This window comes from Nocardioides astragali (genome assembly GCF_024436375.1).
GTDB lineage: Bacteria > Actinomycetota > Actinomycetes > Propionibacteriales > Nocardioidaceae > Nocardioides > Nocardioides astragali.
Map to the genome: position 1 here is coordinate 64,106 of NZ_JAFMZM010000002.1, position 22,244 is coordinate 86,349.

The 22,244-nt window shown below is 72.2% G+C and carries 23 protein-coding genes; 9 read left to right on the forward strand and 14 right to left on the reverse strand.

Annotation, left to right across the window (positions count from 1 at the left end; genetic code table 11):
- The first annotated feature begins 12 nt into the window (after positions 1-12).
- From ctlX to J3P44_RS05450, 4 genes are all read left to right on the forward strand, one after another.
- Complete coding sequence (ctlX, locus tag J3P44_RS05435) at positions 13-1,047, forward strand: citrulline utilization hydrolase CtlX (RefSeq protein ID WP_255889235.1); 1,035 nt, start codon at positions 13-15, stop codon at positions 1,045-1,047.
- Positions 1,048-1,123: 76 nt separating this feature from the next.
- Positions 1,124-1,690 (forward strand): RNA polymerase sigma factor, encoded by a 567-nt coding sequence (locus J3P44_RS05440; RefSeq protein ID WP_255889236.1) that lies wholly within the window; start codon positions 1,124-1,126, stop codon positions 1,688-1,690.
- A complete protein-coding gene (locus J3P44_RS05445) occupies positions 1,683-2,372 on the forward strand; it encodes a hypothetical protein (protein WP_255889237.1) in 690 nt (229 codons plus the stop codon). Before J3P44_RS05440 ends, J3P44_RS05445 begins: the two co-directional genes overlap by 8 nt.
- Before the next feature lie 60 nt (positions 2,373-2,432).
- Positions 2,433-3,047: a hypothetical protein gene (locus tag J3P44_RS05450; RefSeq protein ID WP_255889238.1), complete on the forward strand. Its 615-nt coding sequence runs from the start codon at positions 2,433-2,435 to the stop codon at positions 3,045-3,047.
- Here the strand turns inward: J3P44_RS05450 and J3P44_RS05455 are convergent.
- The 6 genes from J3P44_RS05455 to J3P44_RS05480 form a co-directional block, all read right to left on the reverse strand.
- Complete coding sequence (locus J3P44_RS05455; RefSeq protein WP_255889239.1) at positions 3,020-3,787, reverse strand: ceramidase domain-containing protein; 768 nt, start codon at positions 3,785-3,787, stop codon at positions 3,020-3,022. The genes J3P44_RS05450 and J3P44_RS05455 overlap by 28 nt on opposite strands.
- Positions 3,788-3,806: 19 nt before the next feature.
- Entirely contained in the window at positions 3,807-5,870 is a 2,064-nt protein-coding gene (locus J3P44_RS05460) for a PhoX family protein (RefSeq protein ID WP_255889240.1), read from the reverse strand.
- 143 nt (positions 5,871-6,013) lie between these two features.
- Entirely contained in the window at positions 6,014-7,312 is a 1,299-nt protein-coding gene (locus J3P44_RS05465) for an endonuclease/exonuclease/phosphatase family protein (RefSeq protein WP_255889241.1), read from the reverse strand.
- 200 nt (positions 7,313-7,512) lie between these two features.
- Complete coding sequence (locus tag J3P44_RS05470) at positions 7,513-8,922, reverse strand: HNH endonuclease signature motif containing protein (RefSeq protein WP_255889242.1); 1,410 nt, start codon at positions 8,920-8,922, stop codon at positions 7,513-7,515.
- A gap of 381 nt (positions 8,923-9,303) precedes the next feature.
- Entirely contained in the window at positions 9,304-10,239 is a 936-nt protein-coding gene (locus tag J3P44_RS05475) for a TIR domain-containing protein (protein ID WP_255889243.1), read from the reverse strand.
- Positions 10,240-10,407: 168 nt separating this feature from the next.
- A complete protein-coding gene (locus J3P44_RS05480; RefSeq protein ID WP_255889244.1) occupies positions 10,408-10,860 on the reverse strand; it encodes a carboxymuconolactone decarboxylase family protein in 453 nt (150 codons plus the stop codon).
- Between the two features lie 140 nt (positions 10,861-11,000).
- On the opposite strand from J3P44_RS05480, the gene sigJ reads away from it, so the two are divergent.
- The 4 genes from sigJ (at position 11,001) to J3P44_RS05500 (ending at position 14,163) form a co-directional block, all read left to right on the forward strand.
- Complete coding sequence (gene sigJ, locus J3P44_RS05485; RefSeq protein ID WP_255889245.1) at positions 11,001-11,879, forward strand: RNA polymerase sigma factor SigJ; 879 nt, start codon at positions 11,001-11,003, stop codon at positions 11,877-11,879.
- Between the two features lie 348 nt (positions 11,880-12,227).
- Positions 12,228-12,842 carry a DUF6198 family protein gene (locus tag J3P44_RS05490; RefSeq protein ID WP_255889246.1) on the forward strand — a complete coding sequence of 205 codons (615 nt, stop codon included), beginning with the start codon at positions 12,228-12,230 and terminating at the stop codon, positions 12,840-12,842.
- 9 nt (positions 12,843-12,851) lie between these two features.
- A complete protein-coding gene (locus tag J3P44_RS05495; protein ID WP_255889247.1) occupies positions 12,852-13,520 on the forward strand; it encodes a GOLPH3/VPS74 family protein in 669 nt (222 codons plus the stop codon).
- A gap of 46 nt (positions 13,521-13,566) precedes the next feature.
- Positions 13,567-14,163 (forward strand): DUF6529 family protein, encoded by a 597-nt coding sequence (locus J3P44_RS05500; protein ID WP_255889248.1) that lies wholly within the window; start codon positions 13,567-13,569, stop codon positions 14,161-14,163.
- Positions 14,164-14,187: 24 nt separating this feature from the next.
- Here the strand turns inward: J3P44_RS05500 and J3P44_RS05505 are convergent, their stop codons facing one another.
- From J3P44_RS05505 to J3P44_RS05515, 3 genes are all read right to left on the reverse strand, one after another.
- On the reverse strand, positions 14,188-15,183 hold the full coding sequence (locus J3P44_RS05505) for a 5'-3' exonuclease (RefSeq protein WP_255889249.1): 996 nt from the start codon (positions 15,181-15,183) through the stop codon (positions 14,188-14,190).
- Positions 15,184-15,345: 162 nt separating this feature from the next.
- Positions 15,346-16,428, reverse strand: a complete 1,083-nt coding sequence (locus J3P44_RS05510; protein ID WP_255889250.1) for a sensor histidine kinase — start codon at positions 16,426-16,428, stop codon at positions 15,346-15,348.
- Positions 16,421-17,113, reverse strand: coding sequence for a response regulator transcription factor (locus J3P44_RS05515; protein WP_255889251.1), 693 nt, complete (start codon positions 17,111-17,113; stop codon positions 16,421-16,423). The genes J3P44_RS05510 and J3P44_RS05515 overlap by 8 nt, the downstream gene beginning before the upstream one ends.
- Positions 17,114-17,200: 87 nt before the next feature.
- Here J3P44_RS05515 and J3P44_RS05520 point away from each other — a divergent pair, with 87 nt between their 5' ends.
- Positions 17,201-17,785 carry a M15 family metallopeptidase gene (locus J3P44_RS05520; RefSeq protein ID WP_255889252.1) on the forward strand — a complete coding sequence of 195 codons (585 nt, stop codon included), beginning with the start codon at positions 17,201-17,203 and terminating at the stop codon, positions 17,783-17,785.
- Between the two features lies 1 nt (position 17,786).
- Here the strand turns inward: J3P44_RS05520 and idi are convergent, their stop codons facing one another.
- From idi to J3P44_RS05545, 5 genes are read right to left on the reverse strand one after another with little or no spacing between them, the layout of a single operon-like run.
- On the reverse strand, positions 17,787-18,386 hold the full coding sequence (gene idi, locus J3P44_RS05525) for an isopentenyl-diphosphate Delta-isomerase (RefSeq protein ID WP_255889253.1): 600 nt from the start codon (positions 18,384-18,386) through the stop codon (positions 17,787-17,789).
- Positions 18,383-19,420, reverse strand: coding sequence for an NAD(P)/FAD-dependent oxidoreductase (locus J3P44_RS05530; RefSeq protein ID WP_255889254.1), 1,038 nt, complete (start codon positions 19,418-19,420; stop codon positions 18,383-18,385). Before J3P44_RS05530 ends, idi begins: the two co-directional genes overlap by 4 nt.
- Complete coding sequence (locus J3P44_RS05535; protein WP_255889255.1) at positions 19,413-19,985, reverse strand: isoprenylcysteine carboxyl methyltransferase family protein; 573 nt, start codon at positions 19,983-19,985, stop codon at positions 19,413-19,415. Before J3P44_RS05535 ends, J3P44_RS05530 begins: the two co-directional genes overlap by 8 nt.
- Positions 19,982-21,037 (reverse strand): type III polyketide synthase, encoded by a 1,056-nt coding sequence (locus J3P44_RS05540; protein WP_255889256.1) that lies wholly within the window; start codon positions 21,035-21,037, stop codon positions 19,982-19,984. Before J3P44_RS05540 ends, J3P44_RS05535 begins: the two co-directional genes overlap by 4 nt.
- Positions 21,034-22,239 (reverse strand): geranylgeranyl reductase family protein, encoded by a 1,206-nt coding sequence (locus J3P44_RS05545; protein WP_255889257.1) that lies wholly within the window; start codon positions 22,237-22,239, stop codon positions 21,034-21,036. Before J3P44_RS05545 ends, J3P44_RS05540 begins: the two co-directional genes overlap by 4 nt.
- Positions 22,240-22,244 lie beyond the last annotated feature (5 nt).

The window sequence follows — 22,244 nt, forward strand, 5'->3', positions numbered from 1 at the left end:
TACATTCCTCCCGTGAGCGCCCAGGCCCCTTCAGCAGTCATCCTCATCCGCGCGACCAGCTTCGTCCCCAACCCGGCGACCGCTGCCGACAACGCGTTCCAGGCCGATCCCCCGGCCGGTCAGTCCGACGAGGCGACCTCGGCCAAGGCGCTCGCCGAGATGGACGCGCTCTCCGCGGCGCTGCGGGAGGCCGGCGTACAGGTCCACGTCTTCGAGGACGACGACCACACCCGCCCCGACAGCGTGTTCCCCAACAACTGGCTCTCCACCCACGCCGGGGGCACCGTCGCGGTCTATCCGATGTACGCCTCCAACCGCCGCCACGAGCGCCGCACCGACGTGCTGGAGATGCTCAAGTCCGACTACCGCGTCCAGGCGATCGTCGACTACTCCGGCCTCGAGCCGGACGGCATCTTCCTCGAGGGCACGGGCGCGATGGTGCTCGACCACGTCTCCCGCGTGGCCTACACCGCGCGCAGCTATCGCGCCGACGTCGCGGTGCTCGAGCGGTTCTGCACGGACTTCAACTACGAGCCGATGGCCTTCGACGCGGTCGACTCCGCAGGCGTGCCGGTCTACCACACCAACGTCATCGCCTGCGTCGGCACCGAGGTCGCCATGATCGCGCTCGAGATGATCCCCGACGAGCACCGCCGGGAGCAGGTGCGCGAGCGGCTGGCCGTGACGGGCCGCACGATCATCGAGCTGACCGAGCAGCAGGTCCGCGAGTTCGCCGGCAACGCCGTCGAGCTGTGCGGTCGTACGCCGGACGGCAGGCGCCGCTACATCATGGCCATGTCGGCCCGGGCCAAGCGGTCGCTGCGGCCCGAGCAGGTAGCCGCGATCGAGGAGTCGTGCGAGATCGTCGCCGTCGACATCCCGACGATCGAGCTGGCCGGCGGGTCCGTGCGCTGCATGATCGCCGGCGTCCACCTCGACCACCGCCGTCCTCTGGCGGACGCCGAGCTCACCGAGGCGGTGGCGGCGATCAACGAGGACAACCCCGTCACCCCCGACGGTCGCTTCGTCGCGATGGCCGACGCCTGAGCGACGGGCCGAGGCAGGCAGGGAACCACCTGCGCCCCGACGGTGTAGACACGGTGCTGGGACCCCTCTGGACGGAGTGACGATCAGCGCCGACGACGATGCCACCCTGATCGGCCGGGTGCGCGCCGGAGACACCGACGCGTACGCCGTCCTGGTGCGCCGGCACGCCTCGATGGCGATGCGCACCGCGGTGCTGCTCGGGGCAGGCAGCGATGCCGAGGACGCGGTGCAGGAGGCTCTCGTGAAGGCGTTCCGATCGCTCGACCGGTTCCACGTCGACCGGCCGTTCCGGCCGTGGCTGCTGCGGATCGTCGCCAACGAGGCCCGCAACGCGCACCGGTCCGCCGTACGACGCTCGGCGCGGGAGGAGCGGGACGCACGCGCACTGCCGACCCTGCTCGACGACCCGTCCGTCGACGTGGCGGACCGCGAGGCGAAGGAGCAGGTGCTGGCGGCGGTCGAGCGGCTGCCCGCCACGCAGCGCCGGGTGGTGGTCTGCCGCTACCTCCTCGAGCTCGACGAGGCGGAGACGTCCGTCGTCCTCGGCGTGCCACGCGGCACCGTGAAGTCGCGGCTCAGCCGGGGGCTCGGCCGGCTGCGGGACGACCTGGGCTCCATGATCGAGGAGGTGGACCATGCCTGACGCGCTCGAGCGACGCCTCGCGGAGCTGGCGGACGACCTGCGGGTGCCCGTCCCCGACGGGCTGGACACCGCAGTCATGTCGCGGATCGGCTCGGCTCGGCCGCGCAGTCGCTGGCGCCGCTGGGTGGCCGGCCTCCTCCTGGGCCTCCTGGGCGGCGGGGTCGTCGTGTCCCCGGTCGGCGCGACGATCCGGGAGTGGCTCGGGTTCCACGGCGTCGCGGTGGAGTCCGGCGACCCGGCGACCGGGACGCCCGTCGTCCCGACGGCCGCGGGGCCCCTGGGTCTCGGCCAGGCGGCAGAGGTCGTGGGCTTCACGCCGGTCGTGCCTCCTGCGCTGGGGCCGCCGGACGGCGTGGAGGTCTCGGCGGACGCCTTGGTCGTGTCGCTGAGCTGGTCGACGGACTCCGGCACGCTGCGCCTCGACCAGTTCCGCGGATCGGTGGAGCCGCTGTTCTGGAAGACGGCCCCCGGGGCGGTGCGGGTGACGGTGTCCGATGGTGACGCGCTCTGGCTGCCGACGGCGCACGAGGTCACGGTGATGTCTGCCGAGGGCGACGTCAGGCAGCTGCCGTCGCGACTCGCCGCGCCGACGCTGGTCTGGCTCGACGGCGACCTCACGTTGCGGCTCGAGGGTGACCTGAACCTCGAGGAGGCGACGGAGATCGCGGCGTCGGGCTCCTAGCCGGAACCCGGTCCCCACCGGCGGTGTATCCCGTGCATCGAACGTCTCCGAGGAGGAGCCATGCACAGGATCCTGGCCACAGCGCTCATCGCCCTCTCGGCCGCAGTCGGCCTTCCGGGCGCGGCCCACGCCGGCGGCCCCACGAGCGTGCTGATCACCCAGCAGGGGCAGGCCGCCGCTGCGCTCTACTACGACGACGCGGCGTACGACGCCCTGCTCGGGCTCCTCCCCGCGACGGACACACGGGGCAAGTCCCAGCCGCCCGGTGGGGAAGGCGACTACTACAGCCTGACCTGGATGATCCACGACGTGTCGCCGTGGCGGTTCGACCGCGTCCACGTCGCGCGCGACGGCACGGCGTGGGTGTCGACGTCGCTCTCCGCCGACAGCGGCGCCGGGTGGCAGCCCCTGGCTTCCCCGGAGAACCTCGTGGAGCTCCTCACGCGAGTCCTGGACCGGAGTGCGTCTCCCCAGGTGGTCACGCTGGCAGCGGAGGTCGCGCAGCCGACGTCGGCGCCCGCGAGCCCGGACGAGCCGGACGCCTCGTGGTTCTCCCTCACGGGTTGGCGGTGGGTGGTGCCGGGAGCACTGCTCGGGCTGCTGGTCGGCGCGGTGGCCGCCCGCCGGCGGGACGAGGAAGGCCCACGTCAGGTCCTGCTCACCTCGGAGTCGTAGAGCCGGAACAACCAGTACGCCCCCACCGCGCACAGCAGGTGCCAGGCGGCGTGGCCCTGCCAGATCGAGGTGGGGTCGCACCAGCCGGCGTTGCTCAGCAGCCAGATCGTGAACGCGACCAGCATGGCGACCAGGGCGACGACACCGTGGCGCAGGACCAGGTCGGTGTCGCCGCGCCGCCACAGCATGGCCTCCAGCACCGCCGCCGCCAGCAGCAGCGCCCCGAACGCCAGGTTGCCGGCATGGAGCACCACCGGGACGGGGTCAGGCCAGAGGCCGACCAGCTCGCACGCCGCCACGCAGACGAGGTACACCGCCACGAAGGCCGTCGTGCCGCGCCCGGTCCAGCGGACCCAGGCCCACGACGCGACGAACCCGGCGACGAGGTACATGCTCAGCATGTCGAGGTGGCCACCCCACTCGCTCTGGGTGGCGTGCATTGCCGCCGATGCCGGACCGAGGAGCACCACGACGCAGGCGTAGACGGTGGCGACGGTCCGCGACATCACGCGATCCGCTGAGGAGGCGCGCGCGGCCCGGCGGGCGACGAGGAGCCCGGCGACGACGAATCCGGCGTTGGAGAGGGTGTTGACCGGCTGTCGGACGACGCCGTCGCGCGCCTCGCAGAAGTTCCCTCCCCGGCCCACGTCCGGACCGAGCCACCCCAGTCCGATCGCGAACACCAGCAGCGCCACCGAGAGGACGGTGACGCTGCTGGCGATCATGAGGGGGCGGTGCACCCCGCGATGGTAGGGCCGCTCAGGCGCGCGTCACCTGCACCACAGTCGGGCGCGGGCCGGCGAACTGGCCGGCCGCCGGCGTGCCGCCGGCAGGCACGTAGTCCGGGAAGCGCGACTGCGGAGCCGCCCAGGACCCGTCCTCACCGGGGTGCTGGACGGCCACGAAGACCGAGCCTTCGCGGTCGTGGATGACGGGCCCGCAGGTCTCGGCGCCGGACGGCACGGCCAGGAACTGCTGCACGTGTCCGCGCTCGGGTCCCTCGACCGGCACCTTGAACAGGCCGTCATTGAGCTTGATGGCGTTCGGCTGGCCGTCCGTGGAGACCCAGAGGTTGCCCTCGCTGTCGAACGCGACGTTGTCGGGGCAGGAGATGGGGGAGACCGGACCGGTCCACCCGCCGAAGTACGTGCCCGCGGACGCGGCGTCGCCGCAGATGAGGAACAGGTTCCAGCCGAAGGTCGCGGCGGTGTGGTCACCGCCGGTCGGCAGCAGCTCGACGACGTGACCGTCCTTGTTGGCGGCCCGCGGATTGGGCTCCGTCGGACCCTCCTTGCCCACCTTGCCGCGGTCGGTGTTGTTGGTGCAGGCGACGTAGACGCGGCCACTGCGCAGGCTGGGCTCGACGTCCTCGGGCCGGTCCATCTTGGTGGGCTGCACGGCGTCGGCGGCCAGCCGGGTGAAGACCAGCACCTCCTCGATGCTGAATCCCGGCACCATCGACTGTCCGCCGCTGGTCAGCGGGATCCACTCGCCGGTCCCGTCGCTGACGCCGTCCTCGAGGCCGTCACCGGTGAAGCGCGCGACCGACAGGTCGCCCTCGCTGAGGAGCTGGAGGTTGTGCCGACGGGCCTTGGCGCTGTTGCCGGGGCGGAACGTGTCGCGCGAGACGAAGCGGTAGAGGTAGTCGAAGCGCTCGTCGTCGCCCATGTAGGCGACCACGTGGCCGTCGCGGTTGACGATGACGTGGGCGCCCTCGTGCTTGAAGCGGCCCATGGCGGTGTGCTTCACCGGGGTCGAGGTCGGGTCGGTCGGGTCGACCTCCACGATCCACCCGAACCGGTGGGGCTCGTTGGCGAAGTCGGTGGTGGTGGCGTCCCAGCGGGGGTCGATCGAGCGCCAGTTGCGGGCGTCCTGGGCGCCGAGCCCGTAGCGGGTCTCCCGGGGGTTGGTGCCGGTGGCGCGGAAGTACTGGTTGAAGTTCTCCTCGCCGGACAGGACCGTGCCCCACGGCGTCGTACCGCCGGCGCAGTTGTTCATCGTGCCGCGGACCGTGCGGCCGGTCGGGTCGGCCACGGTCTGGAGCAGGCCCGACCCGGCCGCCGGCCCGTCGACGGCGAAGGGCGTGTCGAGGGTGATCCGCCGGTTGAGCCGCGCGCCGGGGACGTACGTCCACGCGTCGCCGCGGTTGCGGCGCGTCAGCTCGACCACGGACATGCCGTGCGCGGCCCAGGCCGTGCGGATCACGGTCTCCGGCGCGGTGCCGGGCGGGAACATGAGGGCCTCGTTGGTGTACTCGTGGTTGCACACGAGGAGGGCGCTGGTCCCGGCGCGGTTGGTCTCGATGATGTCGAGGTAGTCGTTGTTGTAGCCGAACTGCCCGGCCTGCGCCTCGGGCGTCTGGTGTGCGGCGTCGAAGGCCGGCGCACCGGGGAGGATCGGGTCGCCCCAGCGGAGGATCGCGTCCCACCGGTAGCCGGCCGGCACCGTGACGTCGTCGACCGTCACGGCCTGCGGGGCGATCGCCGTGAAGGGCAGGCCCGTCCCGCCGGTCGTCGGCCTGGCGGCAGCCAGCCCGGGCCTGGCTGCCGCCGGGGTCATCGGGAGCGCCGCGACCGCGGCCGCCGTCAGGCCGGCGCCGACAACGGATCGGCGACTGAGCGCCCGCGCGGCGACGTCACGGAAGTACGACGTCTCGGTGGTGTTGGGCGCCGGGACCGAGCAGGCGTCCCCGCACCGCAGGTGGCAGGTGACCGGGCTCCGGTTGCCGTGCGTGCGACCCGCCATCGGGAGCAACGTGCGGGGGGCGATGTCGGCGGAGGTGGCGGCGGAGGGCGCGGCGGCGGGGCTCGGGCAAGGGGGCATGGAGATCTCCCGGGACGTGGTCGGACGAGCGGATGTGGCCACGACTCTGGCCACCGCCGTCGCCCGGCGGGGAGACGCAAGGTGCACGGCAGGTGAACGTCACCGGGCCCCTGCGCGAACCTCCCCCGAGGTCAGCGGCAGGGTCAGCGGCCGCGTCCCTCCGGGAGCCGCAGGTCCACCCAGACGAGGCGGTGGTCGCTCGTCGGGAAGGGGAAGGTGCCGACCAGGCGGAACAGCGGGTCGGTCGACACCGGCCAGAACACGCCGGCGCCGAGCGGCTCGAGGCGCGCGCTGGGCAGGACGTAGTCGGCACGGAGGTTGCCGGGTGCGCCGTCGGCGAAGTCGGCCGTGTCCTCGGCGTGCGGTCCCTGGTGGGTGAGGTTGGCGCGACCGTCGCGCAGCGCCGCCTCGACGGCGCCCGCGGAGCTCGGGTGCGGGTCCTGCACCAGAGGGTGCCCGAGCAGCTGGTGGATCGCATCGTTGAACGAGTCGCCGTCGAACGGGTCGGCGTTCTGGTCACCGGCGATGACGAAGTCCTGTGCGCGGCCGAGCCCGCCCTCGCCGCCCTCGTCGTCGTAGATGTAGGCCGCGCGCGAGCCGCCGCTGACGTAGTCGGCCCAGAACCGGATCTCATCGTGGTTGCGCGTGCCGTTGCGGTCCTCGGTGCCGTCGAAGGTGGGCGGCGTGGGGTGCGAGACGAGGAAGTGCACGGGCTTGCGGCCCGGCACCCTGATCGGCACGTCCCAGTGCGACTTCGACGACAGGCGGAGGACGGCGAGCTCCTCGGCGGAGTACCAGTCCGCCGGGGCCGCAGTGGCCGGGTCGTCGGGAAGCACGGCGCCGGGCATGTCCTTCCAGAGGAAGTGCTGGAAGGTGCGGACGTCGTCGGTCGCGATGGGGTACTTCGAGTAGACGACCATGCCGAACTGGCCCGGGTAGAGCCCGAATCCGTAGGAGTCGTCGCCGCCGGCCTGGGTGCCGGGATCCCCGACGACGCCGTTGTTGTTGAGGTCGAAGCCCGTGGGCACCCCGGTGTTGCTCGGTGCGACGAAGTAGTAGGGGTAGTCGACCGGCGTCGACCCGTTCCACGACTTCTCGAGGTAGTTGTCGCGGAACAGCTCCGCGGCCTCCCCGTCGGGCTCGTAGTCGAACTCGTTGACCAGCACGACGTCGGGATCGGTGCGCTGGATCGTCTCGGCGACGTTGGCCGCCTGCTGGTTGGTGCCCGACCTGAGGTCGGTCAGCAGCTGCCCGGCGGCGGCGCGGTTGAGCGAGGCGTTGAAAGTCGCGAAGCGGAGCTCGACGGCTTCGCTGTACGCCTCTCGCGACCCGCCTCGCGCGTCACTTGCGCTGGCCGGCGCGGTGAGCGCCGGGACCACGAGTCCAGCGGCTGCGAGTGCCGCCGCGACGACGAGGGTCGGACGAAGGGGCCGAGAACGCATGGGAGAACCTTCCGAGAGGGGTCCGCGCCAACCTACGACGGGTCGGCCTCGGCGGGAAGGTGTGTCGGGGCTGGTTGGTCGAGCTCTCGCCTGGTGTTAGCCGGGGAGTCATCGGGGATGGCCGCGGAGCGTTCAGTGAGGTAAGGCGCCGACATGCCTGTGGCCCCGCCATCGCATCGGTGGCGGGGTGTGGGGCGGGGTCATGGTCGTCGTGGTCGAGGGATGCCGGGCGGGTCGAGGGCGGTGGTGCCGGTGGGGTCGCGGCGGTAGCGGTGGCCGTGGGGGCTGGTCCACACGAACTCACCCGGTCCGATGACGTCGTAGTGCCAGGCGGTGTGGGTCTTGAGGCGGTGGTGGAACCGGCAGAGCGCGGCGAGGTTGGGCGTCACGGTAGGGCCGGGTTGTGGTCGGCCTTCTGTGTCGGCGTCGTGGCCGTACTCGATGACGTGGTCAACGTCGCACCGGCGGGCGGGTCTGGTGCAGAAGGGGAACACGCACGATCTGTCGCGGAGAATGACCTGCTCGCGGATCCGGTCGGGGACCTCGTAGCCGGGCGCTTCGAGGTGAGCGTTGAGGTCGATGACGGGCTTGACGGTCACCTTCGTCCGGGACTCGCCGCACCAGGCCCGGACCTGCTCCAGCAGCAGGAGACGTTGGCCTTCCTCGAGCCGCCCGGTCGGCCCGAAGACGGTGCTCAGCCCATCAAGTGAAGCGTCGAAGTGGGCGTGCAGCACGACCTCGCGCGCCGGGGGCAGATCATCGCCGTCACGAGGACCGGCCCCGCCCTGACGGTGGAGGTCGAGTGCGGTCTGCGTGCGGGCGAGGTCACCGAGGGCGGCAGCCCTTCGGGCGTCGAGGGACTCGGTGGAGCCGAGGGCCTTGCGCCGCTCGGCGCCGTGGGTCAGCACGCGGTCGACGTCGAGGGCGTCGGCCAGGTCGACCTCCGCCTCGATCCGTACGGTGCCGGCGAAGTGGACGTCCTCGCCGTGGACCGTGACGTGCCGCGGGTCCACCGAGAGGTAACCGTCCTCCGGGTCCGCCGCCGGATCCGCCGCGGCGAGCTCGAAACGTTTGATGGTCTCCGCGACCAGCCGGTCCAGCTGCGCGGGCCCGACTCTTCCGGTCACGGCCGCGACCTGGGCGTCGACCCACCCGGCCGCCTCAGGAGTCAGGGACGGGGTGGCGTGGATGGTGGCCTCGGCCACCGAACGGGCCCGCCAGGCCGGCACCCGGCCGGACTGCACCTGCGCCCACAACCGCGGGAGCCGGTGCCGCAGCTCGAGGGCGTGCCCGATGAGCCGTTTCGCCGAGACCGTGGAGATGCCCAGGACGGTGCCGAGCTCGGCGACGCAGAACTCCGCCACCGTGGGGCAGCCGTCCCCGGCGATGGGTTCCTCGACCTCGAGTCCGATCCCGCCGCCGCTGGTGAACGTGGCGGCGTGGTGGATCGACTCGGGCGGGTGGAGGTCGGCCCATCGGGCGGCGAGGTCGAGCAGGTCGGCGGCCGCGCGGTCCTCGGCGGACTTGCGATCGCGGGCGAGGGCGAGCAGGCCGGCGGCGGTGAGGTCGTCGTCGACCTCGGTCCCGGGCCCTGCCAGCGTGTCGATCATGTGTTCGATTCTACGGGAGGCCACCGACACTCCCCCCGGTCTTGGAAGTCCAGAGAACGTCAAGATCGCGGGGTCCTCAGGCATGGTTTCGAGGCTCGCTCCGCTCGCACCTCAACCGCTGACACACCGACCTGGCAACGGCCGGTTCCTCTGCTGGGTCCTACGGGCTGCACATGGCGCACAGAATCGGCGCATCCCCTTACGCGCTGTGCCGCCCATGCCGACGAGTCTGCCGAACAGAGGCCATCATGCATGGACAGCAGGCGCTCAGTGTCTAGACAGGGCTGCTGATCACAGCTGCAGCGCTAGAGGACGGAGACTCGTCCTCTGGATCGCGCGCCCATCGCTGCAGGAGTTCTGCGGGCGCGGGCATTGAGTCCCTCATGAGTTCGCGAGCGACTTCCAGTCCTCGATCCGCTCGGCGATCAGTGCGGCACGGGCGTGGTTGTCGCGTCCGTCCAAGATGGCGAGATCGTCGGCCTCGGCGCGCAGGTAGACCCCTGCCGTCCGGGCGTTGAGCGTGGGTTCGGCGTCGGACCGGGTGATCCAATAGCCGGAGGCGCGGTCTTCCGTCTCGAGCTTGATCTCGGCGGTGCCGTGGATCGCCGGTGCGTTCAGGTGGCGTGGGCGCTCGCCCTTCCAGGCGTAGAAGACGCCTGCGGGGCCCTTCGTTTCCTTGGTCGCCTCGCTCCAGTAGCGGGCGGAGAGGGTGCCGTCCTCCTGCCAGGCGCGCCCGTTCACCTCGAGCATCCGCTCGCGATCGCGTGAGATGCGCAGCAGGCTCACCGCGGAGGGCTCCAGGGTGGTTCGCTCGGTGATCGAGAACTGCCACCAGAGTCCCTCGATTCGGGAGAGGCCGCCGAGGTCCTCGATCGCTTTGCGCAGCTTCTGGTTGACGACTTTGACTTCGGCTGCCTTGGCGGCGTCGCCGTAACGGACGCAGGTCAGGCCGAGTAGGTCGGTCGGCAGTTTCGCGCCGTTCGCGTGCAGGATGAAGGTTCGCTCCATGCCAAGGACGCCTCCGAAGAGCCCAGCCTCGAAGACGACGTTGTCACGCGGGGAAGCCATGCCGGCGGCCGCTGCATCGGCGTCCAGTGTGGTCGGTTCGCCGCTGGTCCAGTCGTCCTGGGCGAAGACGAATGCGGCGAAGTCGACCTCGCGGGTCAGTTCGACCAGGCGCCCGAGGGTGGTGGTACCGGGATTGAACGTCGCCGTCCATGGCTCGACGTCCGCAACGTCCGCGAGCCCGCGGCCGAGCGCCTGGAGAAACTTCGCCTGCCTGCCCGACGAACCCAAGAAGATGCGGGGCTTGCCCATCGTTCCTCCCAATCAGGTCAACAGGTCTGCTCAACGCAGCGTAGCGAAGCAGTCTCCGAGGAAGCGGCGTCATCACCACTGCTGGAATTTCGCCGGGGCCCCATTCCCCGGCCAGGTTTCCTGCTGTGACGCGATGCGCTGGCCTTCCGCGCTTCTTCTGTGCCGCTGTCAGGGGGTGACGGGATAGTGGCCGGCGATGGCGAGCCGGTTCCACGTGTTGATGACGATGATGAGCAGGGTGACGGCGGCGATTTGCTTCTCTTCCAGGACGCCCTCGATGTCGACCTGCGGGGCGGCGGCGGTGTGCTCGTCGCCGATCCGGGTGATCCGTTCGGCGAGGGTGAGGGCGGCTTGCTCTTGTGGGGTGAAGTATCGCGACTCCCACCAGGCCGCGACGAGGGCCAGGCGGTCGGGGATCTCGCCCTTCTCGATCGCGTCGCGGGTGTGCATGCGCAGGCAGAAGGCGCATCCGTTGAGCTGCGAGGCGCGCACCTTGACCAGCTCGACGAGCAGCGGGTCGAGGCCTGCGGTCACCGCGGCCTCCTCGGCGGCCTTGTCTGCGGCGAGTTGGGCCTCGTAGGCAGCCGGGAAGAGCTTCGTGAGGTTGACGTGCGGCAGCATGATGACTTCCTGTCCTCGATGGCCCGGCGGTTCGCGGGCGTTTCATGGGATGACGAGGCGGCGCCTCGAAGTGTGAGGTCGTGACCTCACACTTCGGTTGTGCGCCTCGTCATCCTGGGGTGAGCAGCGAGGGAGGGCCGATGGACGACCTTGACGTGGTGATGGCGGAACGGCGACGGCTGATTGCCCTGGCCTACCGGATGCTCGGCACCCTTGAGGAGGCCGAGGACGCGGTGCAGGAGACCTACCTGCGCTGGTACCGCCTCACCGAGGAAGAGCGCGGGGCGATCGGCAACCCGCAGGGCTGGCTGACCCGGGTCGGGAGCAGGATCTGCCTCGACGTGTTGAAGTCGGCGCGCGCCCGGCGGGAGCAGTACGTCGGCGAGTGGCTGCCCGAGCCGGTGCCGGCGGGTCTTCTCGGGGACGGCTCGGCCCCCGACCCGGTCGATCGAGTGACCCTCGACGACACCGTCAGCACGGCGTTGTTGGTGGTTCTCGACATGATGACGCCCGCGGAGCGCGTGGCGTTCGTGCTGCACGACGTGTTCGCGCTGCCCTTCCCCGAGATCGCCGAGATCGTCGGCCGTTCACCGACGGCGGTGCGGCAACTCGCGACCTCCGCTCGGCGCCGAGTCGCGGACCACCGCGGCATCGTCGCCCCGCCCGCCGAGCACGATGCGGTGGTCCGGGCGTTCGTCGCGGCCGCCGCGGGCGGCAACCTGGACGCGCTCACCAGGCTGCTGGATGCCTCGGTCACCCTCCGCTCCGACGGTGGCGGCGTGGTGAGCGCGGCCCGAAATCCCGTCGTCGGGCCCACGCGCGTCGCGCGGTTCCTGCTCGGCGTTCTCAGGAAGAGGCGGACCTGGGCAGTTGCGGTGCGGGTCACCGCCGACGGGCTCGGGCTCACCATGACCGACGACGGCGAAGTGCGAGCAGTCGTCAACCTGCGAGTCGTCGGCGGCCTCGTCACCGACGTGTGGATGGTGGTCAACCCCGGCAAGCTCACCGGCTGGCGTTAGATCGTCATGGTGACCCGTCCATCGGCTCCAGGTCCGGTTGACAATCCCTTTCTACAGGCGTCCAACAGCCGCGATCGCCGTGTGCGCGCGGCAGCGTGTTCCTAGGCGCCTCGACCATTGCTCAGACAGATGCTTCTCGCGGCGGACGATGGAGCCGGATGTCCGAAGCGGCTTACCCATGCGGATGGGCGTGCGTCTTTCCCCGCGTGAGTCTTTTCGCCGGGCACGACCGTCGCCGCGCCGACCGTGGTTTCTAGGCTCGCTCCGCTCGCACCTCAGAACGGCGGAGGCGACGGCCGGCACCCGACCACCGAGCAGCCGCGCCGGGACCTTTGAGATGCTGGCACCGTGATTCCCAGCCCACGCCGTACGGCGATGCTCCTGGTCGGCTGCGTGGTGCTGGGCGCGGGCGTGGCGATGCTGCTCGCTGCCGACCTCGGGTCGGACGGCTACTCGACGTTCGTGAACGGGCTCTCCCTGGCGACCGGGGTCGGGTTCTGGATCGTCAACCTGGTCGTCGGCGTCGTGCTCGTGGCGCTGGCGGCGCTGCGGAAGGTCTACCCGGGCGTCGGCACGGTGGTCCAGGTGGTGCTGGTCGGAGTCACGGTGTCCGTGGTGCTGGACCTGCTCGAGACCCCCGACCACCTGGTCTGGCGCAGCGTCCTGCTCGCCGCGGCCTTCCCGGTCCTCGCGATCGGGATCGCCCTCTACCTCGGCAGCCACACCGGTGCCGGTCCGGCCGAGGCCGCGGCGCTCGCCTGGGACCCGCCGACCGCCTTCAAGTGGAGCTACAGCCTGGTGCAGGGCGGGGGAGCGCTCGGGGGTTGGCTGCTCGGCGCCACCGTCGGTGTGGGCACCCTCGCAGTGATCTTCCTGCTCGGCCCGGCCGTCGACCTGGCGGCCCGGTTGATCAACGTCGACCTGCACCAGAACGACGACGCAGAGCAGGGCGTTGCGCCCTAGGCTCGCGTCATGCTGATCGCCGAGGAGCTGTTCCTGCTGCTGCGTCGCGATGACGGCAAGCCCGAGAGGGCCTCGACGCAGCGCGGCTTCGGCATCGCCGCGGCCGTCATCACGGACCTGGTGCTGGCCGAGCGGGTCACGCTCAGTGAGGACAAGGACCCGCGGGTGACTGTCCTCGTGCCGGGAACCTCGGGACACCCCGCGCTGGACGCCGCCCTCGCGCGGCTGGTCGAGCGCGACGGGAAGAAGCTGTCCTCCCTCGTGACGGACCGCAAGCTGGCCGTCGAGGAGCCCGTCGCGAGGGCACTCGCCGCTGCGCGGGTGATCGAGGTCGAGGAGACGCGCGCGATGGGCCTGGTGCCCGCGAAGTACCCGGTGGTGGACCCGGAGCCGGAGCGCCGCACCCGCGAGCAGCTGAGGCTCGTGCTGCACGGCGGCACACCTCGCCCCGAGGACGCGACCCTGCTGGCGATCCTGCAGGGCCTCGGCGTCGTCGGGAAGGTGCTCGCCGAGGAGAAGGGAACGCTCGGTCGGCGTGACCTCAAGAGGCGGATCGAACAGGTCTCGACCGAGGTCAAGGCCGGCGAAGCGGTGGCCCGCGCGATCGCGGCGATGAACGCGGCGATCATGACCGCGGCAGTCCTGCCCGCCATCGCCGCAGGCGCCGGATCCGGCTGATCCGGGCCGCTGGCCAAACACCCGCCCTCGACGCCATCCTGAGCCCATGACGGAGCATGCCGCGACGGGGCCCGTGACGAGGAGCATGGCCGTGCCGCTGGGCGCGTTCGCCGCCGGGGCCGTCGTCGCGGTGCTGCTGGGCGTGTTCGGTCGGGTGCACGACCCGACCCTGAGCGGGACGACCGACCTCGGCTTCCGGACGGTCATCGAGATGAAGGTCGTGGTCTCGACCGTGATCGGCGTGCTGGTGGTGCTCCAGCTCGTCGGTGGCCTGTGGCTGTACGGCGTCCTCGGGCGCCGCGTGCCGTCCTGGCTGGGCACGGCGCACCGGATCTCCGGGGCCGTCGCCCTCCTCCTCACGGTCTTCGTCGGCTACAGCTGCCTGTGGGCCCTCGGTCTGGAGGTCGGCACGCTCCACAACGGGGAGAAGGTCCCGGTGCGCGCGGTCGTGCACGGCGTCCTGGGCTGCGCGGTCTTCGGTGCCGTCGTGGTCAAGCTGGTCGCAGTGCGGTCCCGGCGTGCTCCAGGGTGGTTCCTGCCAGTGGCCGGCGGGATGCTCTTCACGCTTCTGATGGTCGTGGTGCTGACGTCGGCAGCGTGGTACGTCGCCACCGACGGCTGGCCGAGCCGGGCCGGGTACTGAACCTCCGCGCCTGGGGCACGCCCATCAGCCCGACGCCGGCCGGCCCGTCAGCACCCGGACCGCGAAGTCGGTCGTGAAGTCGTTGTCGAGGAACCCGACCACCCGGGTCACCCGGTCGAGGTCGAGCGGCAGCAGGCCACGGGACCCCGGCACGTCGGGGGTCAGCCCGAGGTCGAGGTCGTCCTGGCCAGCCATCAGCTGCACGTTGAAGTCGTAGCGCTCGCGGGCGCCGGGCGCCGAGAGGCGTCGTACGACGGTCTCGCCGAGGCGCCTGGCCCCGTTCTCCGCCGCCCAGTCGTCGAGCGCCGTCGCCAGGGAGCGCCCGCCCAGGTGGTCGACGTCGGCCCAGGCCGCCTCCATCGAGCCCGCGACCTCGAGCAGGATCGCGGCCGTCTTCTCGCCGATGCCCTGGACGCCCGGGAGGTTGTCGCTCGCGTCGCCCCGCAGCGCGGCGAACGCGAGGTAGTTGGCGGGGCGGACGCCGTACATGTTGAAGAGCCGCGCCGGGTTGAGCATCGGGGAGCCGTGGATACCGCCGTCGATGAGCCGCAGGACCTGGGTGTGCGGGCTGATGTGCGCGAACGCGTCGCGGTCGGAGGTGATGATCACGCAGTCCCACCCCTGGCGCTCGGCCCAGGTCGCGCCGGAGGCGTTGACGTCGTCGGCCTCCAGTCCGGGCGGCGTCAAGGTCGCCAGCCCGAGAGCGTCGAGGAGCGCTCCGGCGCGGTCGAGCTGGTCGATGAGCTCGGGGTCCTTCTCGGCCCGCCCGGCCTTGTAGTCGGGGTAGGCGTCGCGGCGCACCGATGCGGTCCGGTCGTCGAGGCCGAAGAGCACCGCGTCCGGGGCGAAGGAGTCGATCGACTCGAGGATCTGCCGCAGCATTCCGTGCAGCGCCCAGATCGGTCGTCCCGCGCGGTCGCTGAGACCGGTGTGGGCCCGCGCGTGGTGGTTGCGGTGCAGCAGCGACGGGGCGTCGACGACGAGCAGGAGCCTGCGGGAGTCGGTGGGGGTGACGGTCATGGCGATCCGGGACATCGTGCCACGACGAAGGGGCACCCCCACGGAGTGCCCCTCCTCGGCTCAGCCGTTCAGCTGAGACATGTGTTCAACGATCGGTCCGGTAAGGGGTTCCGGTCCCGGTCTCGGACTCGTCCAACCCCTGAGGGGGACCCCAGGTCCGGTTCAGGCAGGAGCGAGCGGCAGCCGGACCGTGACGCAGAGGCCACCGGCCGGTCCTGGGGCGAGCGTGAGCGCGCCGTCGTGCGCCTCGGTGATGCTCGCGACGATCGCCAGACCCAGACCGGCCCCCACGTGGTCGGCGTGGATGCGCTCCGAGCCCCGGCGGAACCGCTCGGCGAGCGTGGGCACCCGCCGCGGGTCGAGCACGTCGCCGGTGTTCTCGACGGTCAGCTCCACCGTCTCGGGGCGCACGCTCGTGGTGACCCGCACCGTGCCGCCCTCGGCGAGGTTGTGGACGATCGCGTTGTGCACGAGGTTCGTCGTCAGCTGCAGGAGCAGCGACGGTGAGCCGATGGCGGGGGCGACGTCACCCGAGGTCTCGAGCACGATGCCACGCTGCTCGGCGAGCGGCAGCAGGGTCTCGGTCGCCTCCTCCGCCAGCAGGGACAGGTCGACCCGCTCCCGGGTGAAGGACCGCTGGTCGGCGCGGCTGAGCACGAGCAGCGCCTCGGTCAGGTCGATCGCCCGGCCGTTGACGACGTACAGGCGGTCGAGGAGCGTCCTGGTGTCGCCGCCAGGATCCCTCCGGGCGAGGTCGAGGAGGGTCTGCATGACCGCCAGCGGCGTACGCAGCTCGTGGGAGGCGTTGGCCGCGAACCGCTGCTGCTCCGCGACGTGCGCCTCCAGGCGGGCGAGCATGGCGTCGAAGCTGTCGGCAAGCTCGCGGAACTCGTCCTGCCGACCCTCCAGGTCGATGCGGTGCGACAGCGACCCGGACGCCGCCCGCCGTGTCGCGCTGGTGATGCGGGTCAGGGGAGCCAGCATCCGGCCGGCGAGGAACCAGCCTCCGACGAGCCCGAAGACCAGCAGGAACGCCATCGCCTGGGCGGCCCTCGGCACGAAGGCGTCCATGAGGTCGGAGCGCGTGGGGCTGAACGGGCCGGGGCCGAGGTACGTCGAGTCGGGCACGTAGCGCAGGAGGAACACCCACACGGTGGCGAGCAGCAGGGTGCCGGCGACCATGAGGAACCCGGCGTAGCTCAGGGTGAGCCTGAGCCGGACGCTCAGTCCGGGCGCCCTACCCATGCCCCGACTCGTGCCCCGACTCGTGCCCCGGCTCGATGCGGTAGCCGACACCGGGCACCGTGGCGATCAGCCAGGGCTCGCCGAGGCGCTTGCGCAGGGCCGAGACCGTGATGCGTACGGCGTTGGTGAACGGGTCGGCGTTCTCGTCCCATGCCCGCTCCAGCAGGTCCTCGGCGCTGACGACGCCGCCCCTCGCGCTCATGAGGACCTCGAGCACGGCGAACTGCTTGCGGGTGAGGGCGACGTAGCGACCGTCGCGGTGGACCTCGCGCCGGAACGGGTCCAGTCGCAACCCGGCCATCTCGTGGACGGGCGGCCGGTGGTGGGCGCGACGGCGATCGAGTGCCCGCAACCGGAGCACGAGCTCCTGGAGCTCGAACGGCTTGGTGAGGTAGTCGTCGGCGCCGAGCTCGAATCCCGAGGCCTTGTCGTCGATCCTGTCGGCCGCGGTGAGCATCAGGATCGGCATGCCGGAGCCGGCGGCGACGATGCGGCGCGCGACCTCGTCGCCGGAAGGACCGGGGATGTCGCGGTCCAGGACGGCGATGTCGTAGGCGTTGACCGACAGCAGCTCGAGTGCGGTGTCGCCGTCACCGGCGATGTCCGCCGCGATGGCCTCCAGGCGCAGGCCGTCGCGGACGGCCTCGGCCAGGTAGGGCTCGTCCTCGACGACCAGCACGCGCATGTCTGGATGCTAGTGAGCCGGGACGTATCGCCGGCATATCGAAAACCGCATACGCGCCAACAACGCGGCTCTCCCTTCACTGGATCCATGTCCCGGCTCCAGTCATCTCCCGCCGTCCTGCTGCTCTGTGTCGCCGTGCTGATCGGGGTCGTGGGGTGCGAGGCCCGTGCGGGGTCGTCGAGCTCGGCAGACCCGAGCACCGTGGGGGTGTGGGACAGGCAGAGTCCCCAGCACCTGCCCCCGAAGGGGGCCGCCGCATCCTTCGACGTCCGCTCGCGCGAGGTCAGCCGGCTCGATCCGGCGCTGCTCAGCGCGCTCGACGAGGCTGCGGAGGACGCGGCGGGTGACGGGGTCGTGCTCCACCTCACCAGTGGATGGCGCTCCGAGGCACACCAGGAGCGACTGTTCGCGCAGGCCGTCGCCGACCGCGGCTCGGAGGCCGAGGCTGCGCAGTGGGTGGCCCGCCCGGGGACGTCGGTGCACGAGACCGGTGGTGCGGTCGACATCGGGCCCGAGGCTGCGTGGGCGTGGCTGGGCGAGCACGGCGCGACGTACGGGCTCTGCCAGGTCTACGACAACGAGCCCTGGCACTACGAGCTGCGCCCCGACGCAGTCGCGGACGGGTGCCCGGGGACGTACGCCGACCCGAGCGAGGACCCGAGGCTGCAGTAGGTCAGCCGCGCGCGGCCGGGGGCAGGGCGTCCGGCGGGGCGGCCGGTGCGGAGACCGGGTCCTCGGGCAGCAGGGCGATCTGGTCACGGCACCACGGCGAGACGTCGCGGGTCCCGTCGAGGATGCCGGCACGGAACGAGGTCCACGGCTCCCAGGCCACCTCGGCCACCTCGTCGGGGTCGGGGCGCAGTGGTCCGGTGACCGTGGCGACGAACACCGGGCACATCTCGTTCTCCACCACGCCGTCCATCTCGGCGCGGTAGCGGAACTCCGGCAGGAGCAGCCGCAGGTCGGCGACCTCGACGCCCAGCTCCTGTCCGACGCGCCGGCGTACGGCCTCCTCCAGGCCCTCGCCCGGACCCGGGTGGCCGCAGCACGCGTTGGTCCACACTCCCGGCCAGGTGTGCTTGTGCAGCGCGCGCCGGGTCACGAGGACGTTGCCGTCCGGGTCGAAGACGTAGCAGGAGAAGGCCAGGTGGAGCGGCGTGTCGGCGTGGTGCACCGAGCGCTTGTCGGTGGTGCCGATGGCGTGGCCGCCCTCGTCGAGCAGGACGACGGACTCGGTGTGGGCCGTGCCGGAGAGCGGGACGGGTGACGTCATGCGGGAACCTCGATCGGTCGGGCGAGCTGGTCGACGGCGGCGCTGAAGAGCCATGGTGCACGCCGCGCGGCGGGCACCAGCAGGCGGCGTACGGGGGCGTGGTGCGTGGCACGCAGCAGCGCGCGGGTGAGGAGCTCGTGGCGGAACGCGAGCCGGCGTGCCTGGCGGTCGTAGGCCTCCGGCCGGTCCGCGGCGATGCAGGACACGGCGGCGCGGGCCTGCGCAAGCCCGAGAGCGATCCCCTCGCCGGTGAGGGCGTCGACGTAGCCCCCCGCGTCGCCGGCGAGGAGCACCCGGCCCGCGGCCCGGGAGCGCGCCTGCTGGCGCAGGGGGCCGGCGCCCATCACCCGGGTCATGGGGCCGGTGAGCCGTTCGCGCAGCAGCGGGAAGTCCCCGATCACGTCCTCGAAGCGCGCGCCCTTGTCCACGAGCAGGGCCACGCCGACGAGGTGGTCGGCGACAGGCGTGACGTAGGCCTCCGCCCGGGGGGACCAGTGCACCTCGACGTGCGACGTCCACGGCTCCTGCTGGACGTGGCAGCGCAGCCCGAACCGCTGGCGTGCGGGTGCCGGGGCGTCCAGGCCGAGCAGGCGACGTACGGTCGAGTGCAGGCCGTCCGCCGCGACGAGGTAGCGCGCCGGCTCCCCGTCGACCACGACGTGGTCGCCGCCGTCCCTGACGTGCTCGACCGGGCGGTGCTCGACCGGGACGTCCGCGGCCCGGAGCCGCTCGTCCAGCGCGGCGTGGAGCACGGTGCGTCGCACCCCTCGCCCCGGACCGTGGCGGAAGGTGGCGGTGGCGCCGTCGGGCGAGGCGCCGTCGAGGTAGCGGATGCCGGACAGCGGACGACCGGCCGGGTGGACCCCCAGCGCGGCCAGCTCGGTCACCGCACCCGGCATCAGCCCCTCGCCGCACGCCTTGTCGATCGGCCCGGTGCGCGGCTCGCGCACCACGACGTCCAGCCCGAGCCGCCGGGCGTGCAGGGCTGCCGCGATCCCGACCGGCCCACCGCCGGCGACCACGAGGTCACGCACGCGCAGACTCCGCGTCGGGGTCCGTCCCGGGATGGGAGGGAAGGTCGGACGGCAGGGTGGCGAGGGCGGCCTCCTCGGCGCGGATGCGGACGGCGAGCAGCCCGGCGTTGAGCACGGTGAAGACCACGGCCGTGATCCAGGCGGCGTGGACGAGCGGCAGGGCGACGCCCTCGATGACGACCGCGACGTAGTTGGGGTGGCCCAGCAGTCGGTAGGGGCCGGATCGCACCGGGGGCAGGCCGGGGACCACGATCACGCGCGTGTTCCAGCGGCGTCCCAGGCTCGCGATGCACCACCACCTCAGCGCCTGCGACGCGAGGACGAGGCCGAGCATCGACCACGCCAGGAGCGACGGCACGTCGGGATGCCGGACCCAGGCCTCCAGGAGGGCGCCCACGAGCAGCCCGGTGTGCAGGACGACCATGAAGGGGAAGTGCCCCTGCCCGGTCTCGACGCCGCCGCGCTCCTTGCTCCAGGCTGCGTTGCGCACCGACACGACCAGCTCCGCGATGCGCTCGAGCCCGACGAGGCCGACCAGGACCGTGAAGGCGACGAGGGTGGTCACGACTCCGCCCTCATCAGGACCAGCTCGGAGCAGAACCCGGGACCCATGGCGAGCAGGACCCCGTGGCTGCCGGGGGCGGGCGGGCGCTCCCGCAAGGTGTCCTCGAGCACGTGCAGGACCGAGACCGAGGACAGGTTGCCGACCTTGGCCAGGGAGTCCCACGTCAGCTGCACGGCATCCCGCGGCACCTCCAGGGCAGCCTCGAGGGCCTCGATCACCTTGGGGCCGCCGGGGTGACAGACCCACCAGCCGATGTCGGCCCGGGTCAGGCCGTGGTCGGCGAGGAAGAGATCGACGTCGGCGCGCAGGTAGCGCTCGACCAGGTGGGGCACCTCGGCGTCGAGCACGATGCGCAGGCCGCTCGCGGTGACGTCGAAACCCATGGTGCGCTCGCTGTCGGGGTAGAGGCGGCTGCGCGAGTCCAGCACCTCGACCGGCCCGGGCCGCCCCGCGTCGCCGACCGCGACGACGGCGGAGGCGCCGTCCCCGAACAGGCCGCTCGCCACCAGGTTGGGCACGGACACGTCGTCGCGCTGCAGCGTCAGCGAGCACAGCTCGACCGCGACCAGGGCGGCGGTGTGGCCGGGGTGGCCGAGGAGGTAGTCGTGCACCCGGGCGATCCCCGCGGCCCCTGCCACGCACCCCAGCCCGACGAGGGGCATCCGGCGTACGTCCTCGCGCAGGCCGACCTGCGCCGCGATGCGGGCGTCGAGCGACGGCACCGCCAGCCCGGTCACGGTCGCCGTCACCACGAGGTCGAGATCGGAGGGGGTCAGGTCGGCGGCCTTGAGGGCGTCGACCAGGGCGCGCGAGCCGAGCTCCACGGCGTGCTCGATGAAGAGGTCGTTGGAGTGGCCGAAGTCGCCCAGCCGGGCGTACTCGTCCAGCGGCAGCACGGTGTGCCGGCGCTCCACCCCCGCGTTGGCGTGGAAGCGTCGGAGCAGGGCGCGGTCGAGGCTGCCCTCGGCGATCACGTCCACGAACGCCTCGGTGATCTCGGACTGCGGGTGGGAGTGCGGGGGCAGCGCCCCGCGCGCGGAGAGGATCCTCATGTCAGCCACCTCGGGTTTCTCGGGGTCAGTGCAGAAGGTCGGTGAGGTCGGGTCAGGGCGCCGAGCAGGCCGCCTGCGAGCCGGGCGTCGATGCGTCCGTCTCCCAGGCCGATCTCGACGAGGGTGTCGAAGACGTGCCGGTCCCGGTCCGCGGCGCGGATGCCCGCGTCCACGATGCGGGGCGACTGCGCCAGCCGCGACGCCACCCAGGTGTGGCGCAGGTGCTGGCCGAGCAGCCTACGCACGGCCCGGCGGTGCTCGGCGCCGGCCTCGGACGACCGGCCCGAGACCACGCACCGGGCGGCGGTGCGTCCCGCCGCCAGGCCGGTGGCCACCGCGTAGTAGATGCCCTCGCCCGTCATCGGGTTGACCAGCCCCGCGGCGTCACCCGCCAGCAGCACGGCGCCGTCGGGCTGGGCCCATCGCCAGCTGCTGAGCGGCAGGTGGTGGCCGCGCCAGTCGCTCCCGCCCCGAGCCGCGCCGGGGATCAGCTGCTCGAGCTGGTCGAGCAGCAGCCTGCGGCTCGGAGCCGGAGTGCCGTCGCGCTCGCCTGGGAGCAGCTCCCCGTAGCCGACGTTGGCCAGGCCGTCGCCGCGGTCGAAGGCCCAGGCGTACGACGGCTGGCGGCGCTCGCCGTAGCGGATCACCTGGCGCCCCCGCAGCTCGGGGGTGGTCGGCGCGTAGCCGCGGATCGCGATCGCTCGGGGGTCGCGTCGCTTGCCGAGGAGTGCTGTGCGGACGAGCGAGTGCGCGCCGTCGGCCCCGACGACGACGCTGGCCGCCAGGACGCCGGACACGACCGGCGCGGAGGGGCCCGCGCTCAGGGACGAGACGCGGTGCCGGCGCAGGACCGCACCCGCGGCGACGGCGCGCTCGACGAGGCGGGCGTCGAACACCGTGCGCGGGACAACGTGGACCTCCCGGCGCATCGGACCGGACACCACGACGTCGCCGTGGGACAGCGAGAGCTGTCGCAGCGGCGCCCAGTCGTCGACGACGTCGGCGGCCCCCACCTCGGCCAGCGCGTCGAGGACGTGGGGGGCGATGCCGTCGCCGCACGACTTGTCGCGCGGGAAGTCGCTGCGGTCGAGCAGCAGCACCCGGAGTCCCGGCTCCTCCGCCAGCGCACCCAGGGCGGTCGAGGCGCCGGCCGGACCGGCGCCGACCACCACGAGGTCCCAGTGCTCGATGGGCGTACGCATCGAGG

Excerpts from the sequence above, each read along its gene's own strand:
- J3P44_RS05520 (WP_255889252.1), top strand. The coding sequence starts at position 17,201 with ATGTCCCGGCTCCAGTCATCTCCCGCCGTCCTGCTGCTCTGTGTCGCC.
- J3P44_RS05450 (WP_255889238.1), top strand. The coding sequence starts at position 2,433 with ATGCACAGGATCCTGGCCACAGCGCTCATCGCCCTCTCGGCCGCAGTC.
- J3P44_RS05445 (WP_255889237.1), top strand. The coding sequence starts at position 1,683 with ATGCCTGACGCGCTCGAGCGACGCCTCGCGGAGCTGGCGGACGACCTG.
- J3P44_RS05540 (WP_255889256.1), bottom strand. The coding sequence starts at position 21,037 with ATGAGGATCCTCTCCGCGCGCGGGGCGCTGCCCCCGCACTCCCACCCG.
- J3P44_RS05480 (WP_255889244.1), bottom strand. The coding sequence starts at position 10,860 with ATGCTGCCGCACGTCAACCTCACGAAGCTCTTCCCGGCTGCCTACGAG.
- J3P44_RS05545 (WP_255889257.1), bottom strand. The coding sequence starts at position 22,239 with ATGCGTACGCCCATCGAGCACTGGGACCTCGTGGTGGTCGGCGCCGGT.
- J3P44_RS05475 (WP_255889243.1), bottom strand. The coding sequence starts at position 10,239 with ATGGGCAAGCCCCGCATCTTCTTGGGTTCGTCGGGCAGGCAGGCGAAG.
- idi (WP_255889253.1), bottom strand. The coding sequence starts at position 18,386 with ATGACGTCACCCGTCCCGCTCTCCGGCACGGCCCACACCGAGTCCGTC.
- J3P44_RS05500 (WP_255889248.1), top strand. The coding sequence starts at position 13,567 with ATGACGGAGCATGCCGCGACGGGGCCCGTGACGAGGAGCATGGCCGTG.
- J3P44_RS05510 (WP_255889250.1), bottom strand. The coding sequence starts at position 16,428 with ATGGGTAGGGCGCCCGGACTGAGCGTCCGGCTCAGGCTCACCCTGAGC.
- J3P44_RS05505 (WP_255889249.1), bottom strand. The coding sequence starts at position 15,183 with ATGACCGTCACCCCCACCGACTCCCGCAGGCTCCTGCTCGTCGTCGAC.
- J3P44_RS05460 (WP_255889240.1), bottom strand. The coding sequence starts at position 5,870 with ATGCCCCCTTGCCCGAGCCCCGCCGCCGCGCCCTCCGCCGCCACCTCC.
- J3P44_RS05495 (WP_255889247.1), top strand. The coding sequence starts at position 12,852 with ATGCTGATCGCCGAGGAGCTGTTCCTGCTGCTGCGTCGCGATGACGGC.
- sigJ (WP_255889245.1), top strand. The coding sequence starts at position 11,001 with ATGGACGACCTTGACGTGGTGATGGCGGAACGGCGACGGCTGATTGCC.
- J3P44_RS05515 (WP_255889251.1), bottom strand. The coding sequence starts at position 17,113 with ATGCGCGTGCTGGTCGTCGAGGACGAGCCCTACCTGGCCGAGGCCGTC.
- J3P44_RS05465 (WP_255889241.1), bottom strand. The coding sequence starts at position 7,312 with ATGCGTTCTCGGCCCCTTCGTCCGACCCTCGTCGTCGCGGCGGCACTC.
- J3P44_RS05470 (WP_255889242.1), bottom strand. The coding sequence starts at position 8,922 with ATGATCGACACGCTGGCAGGGCCCGGGACCGAGGTCGACGACGACCTC.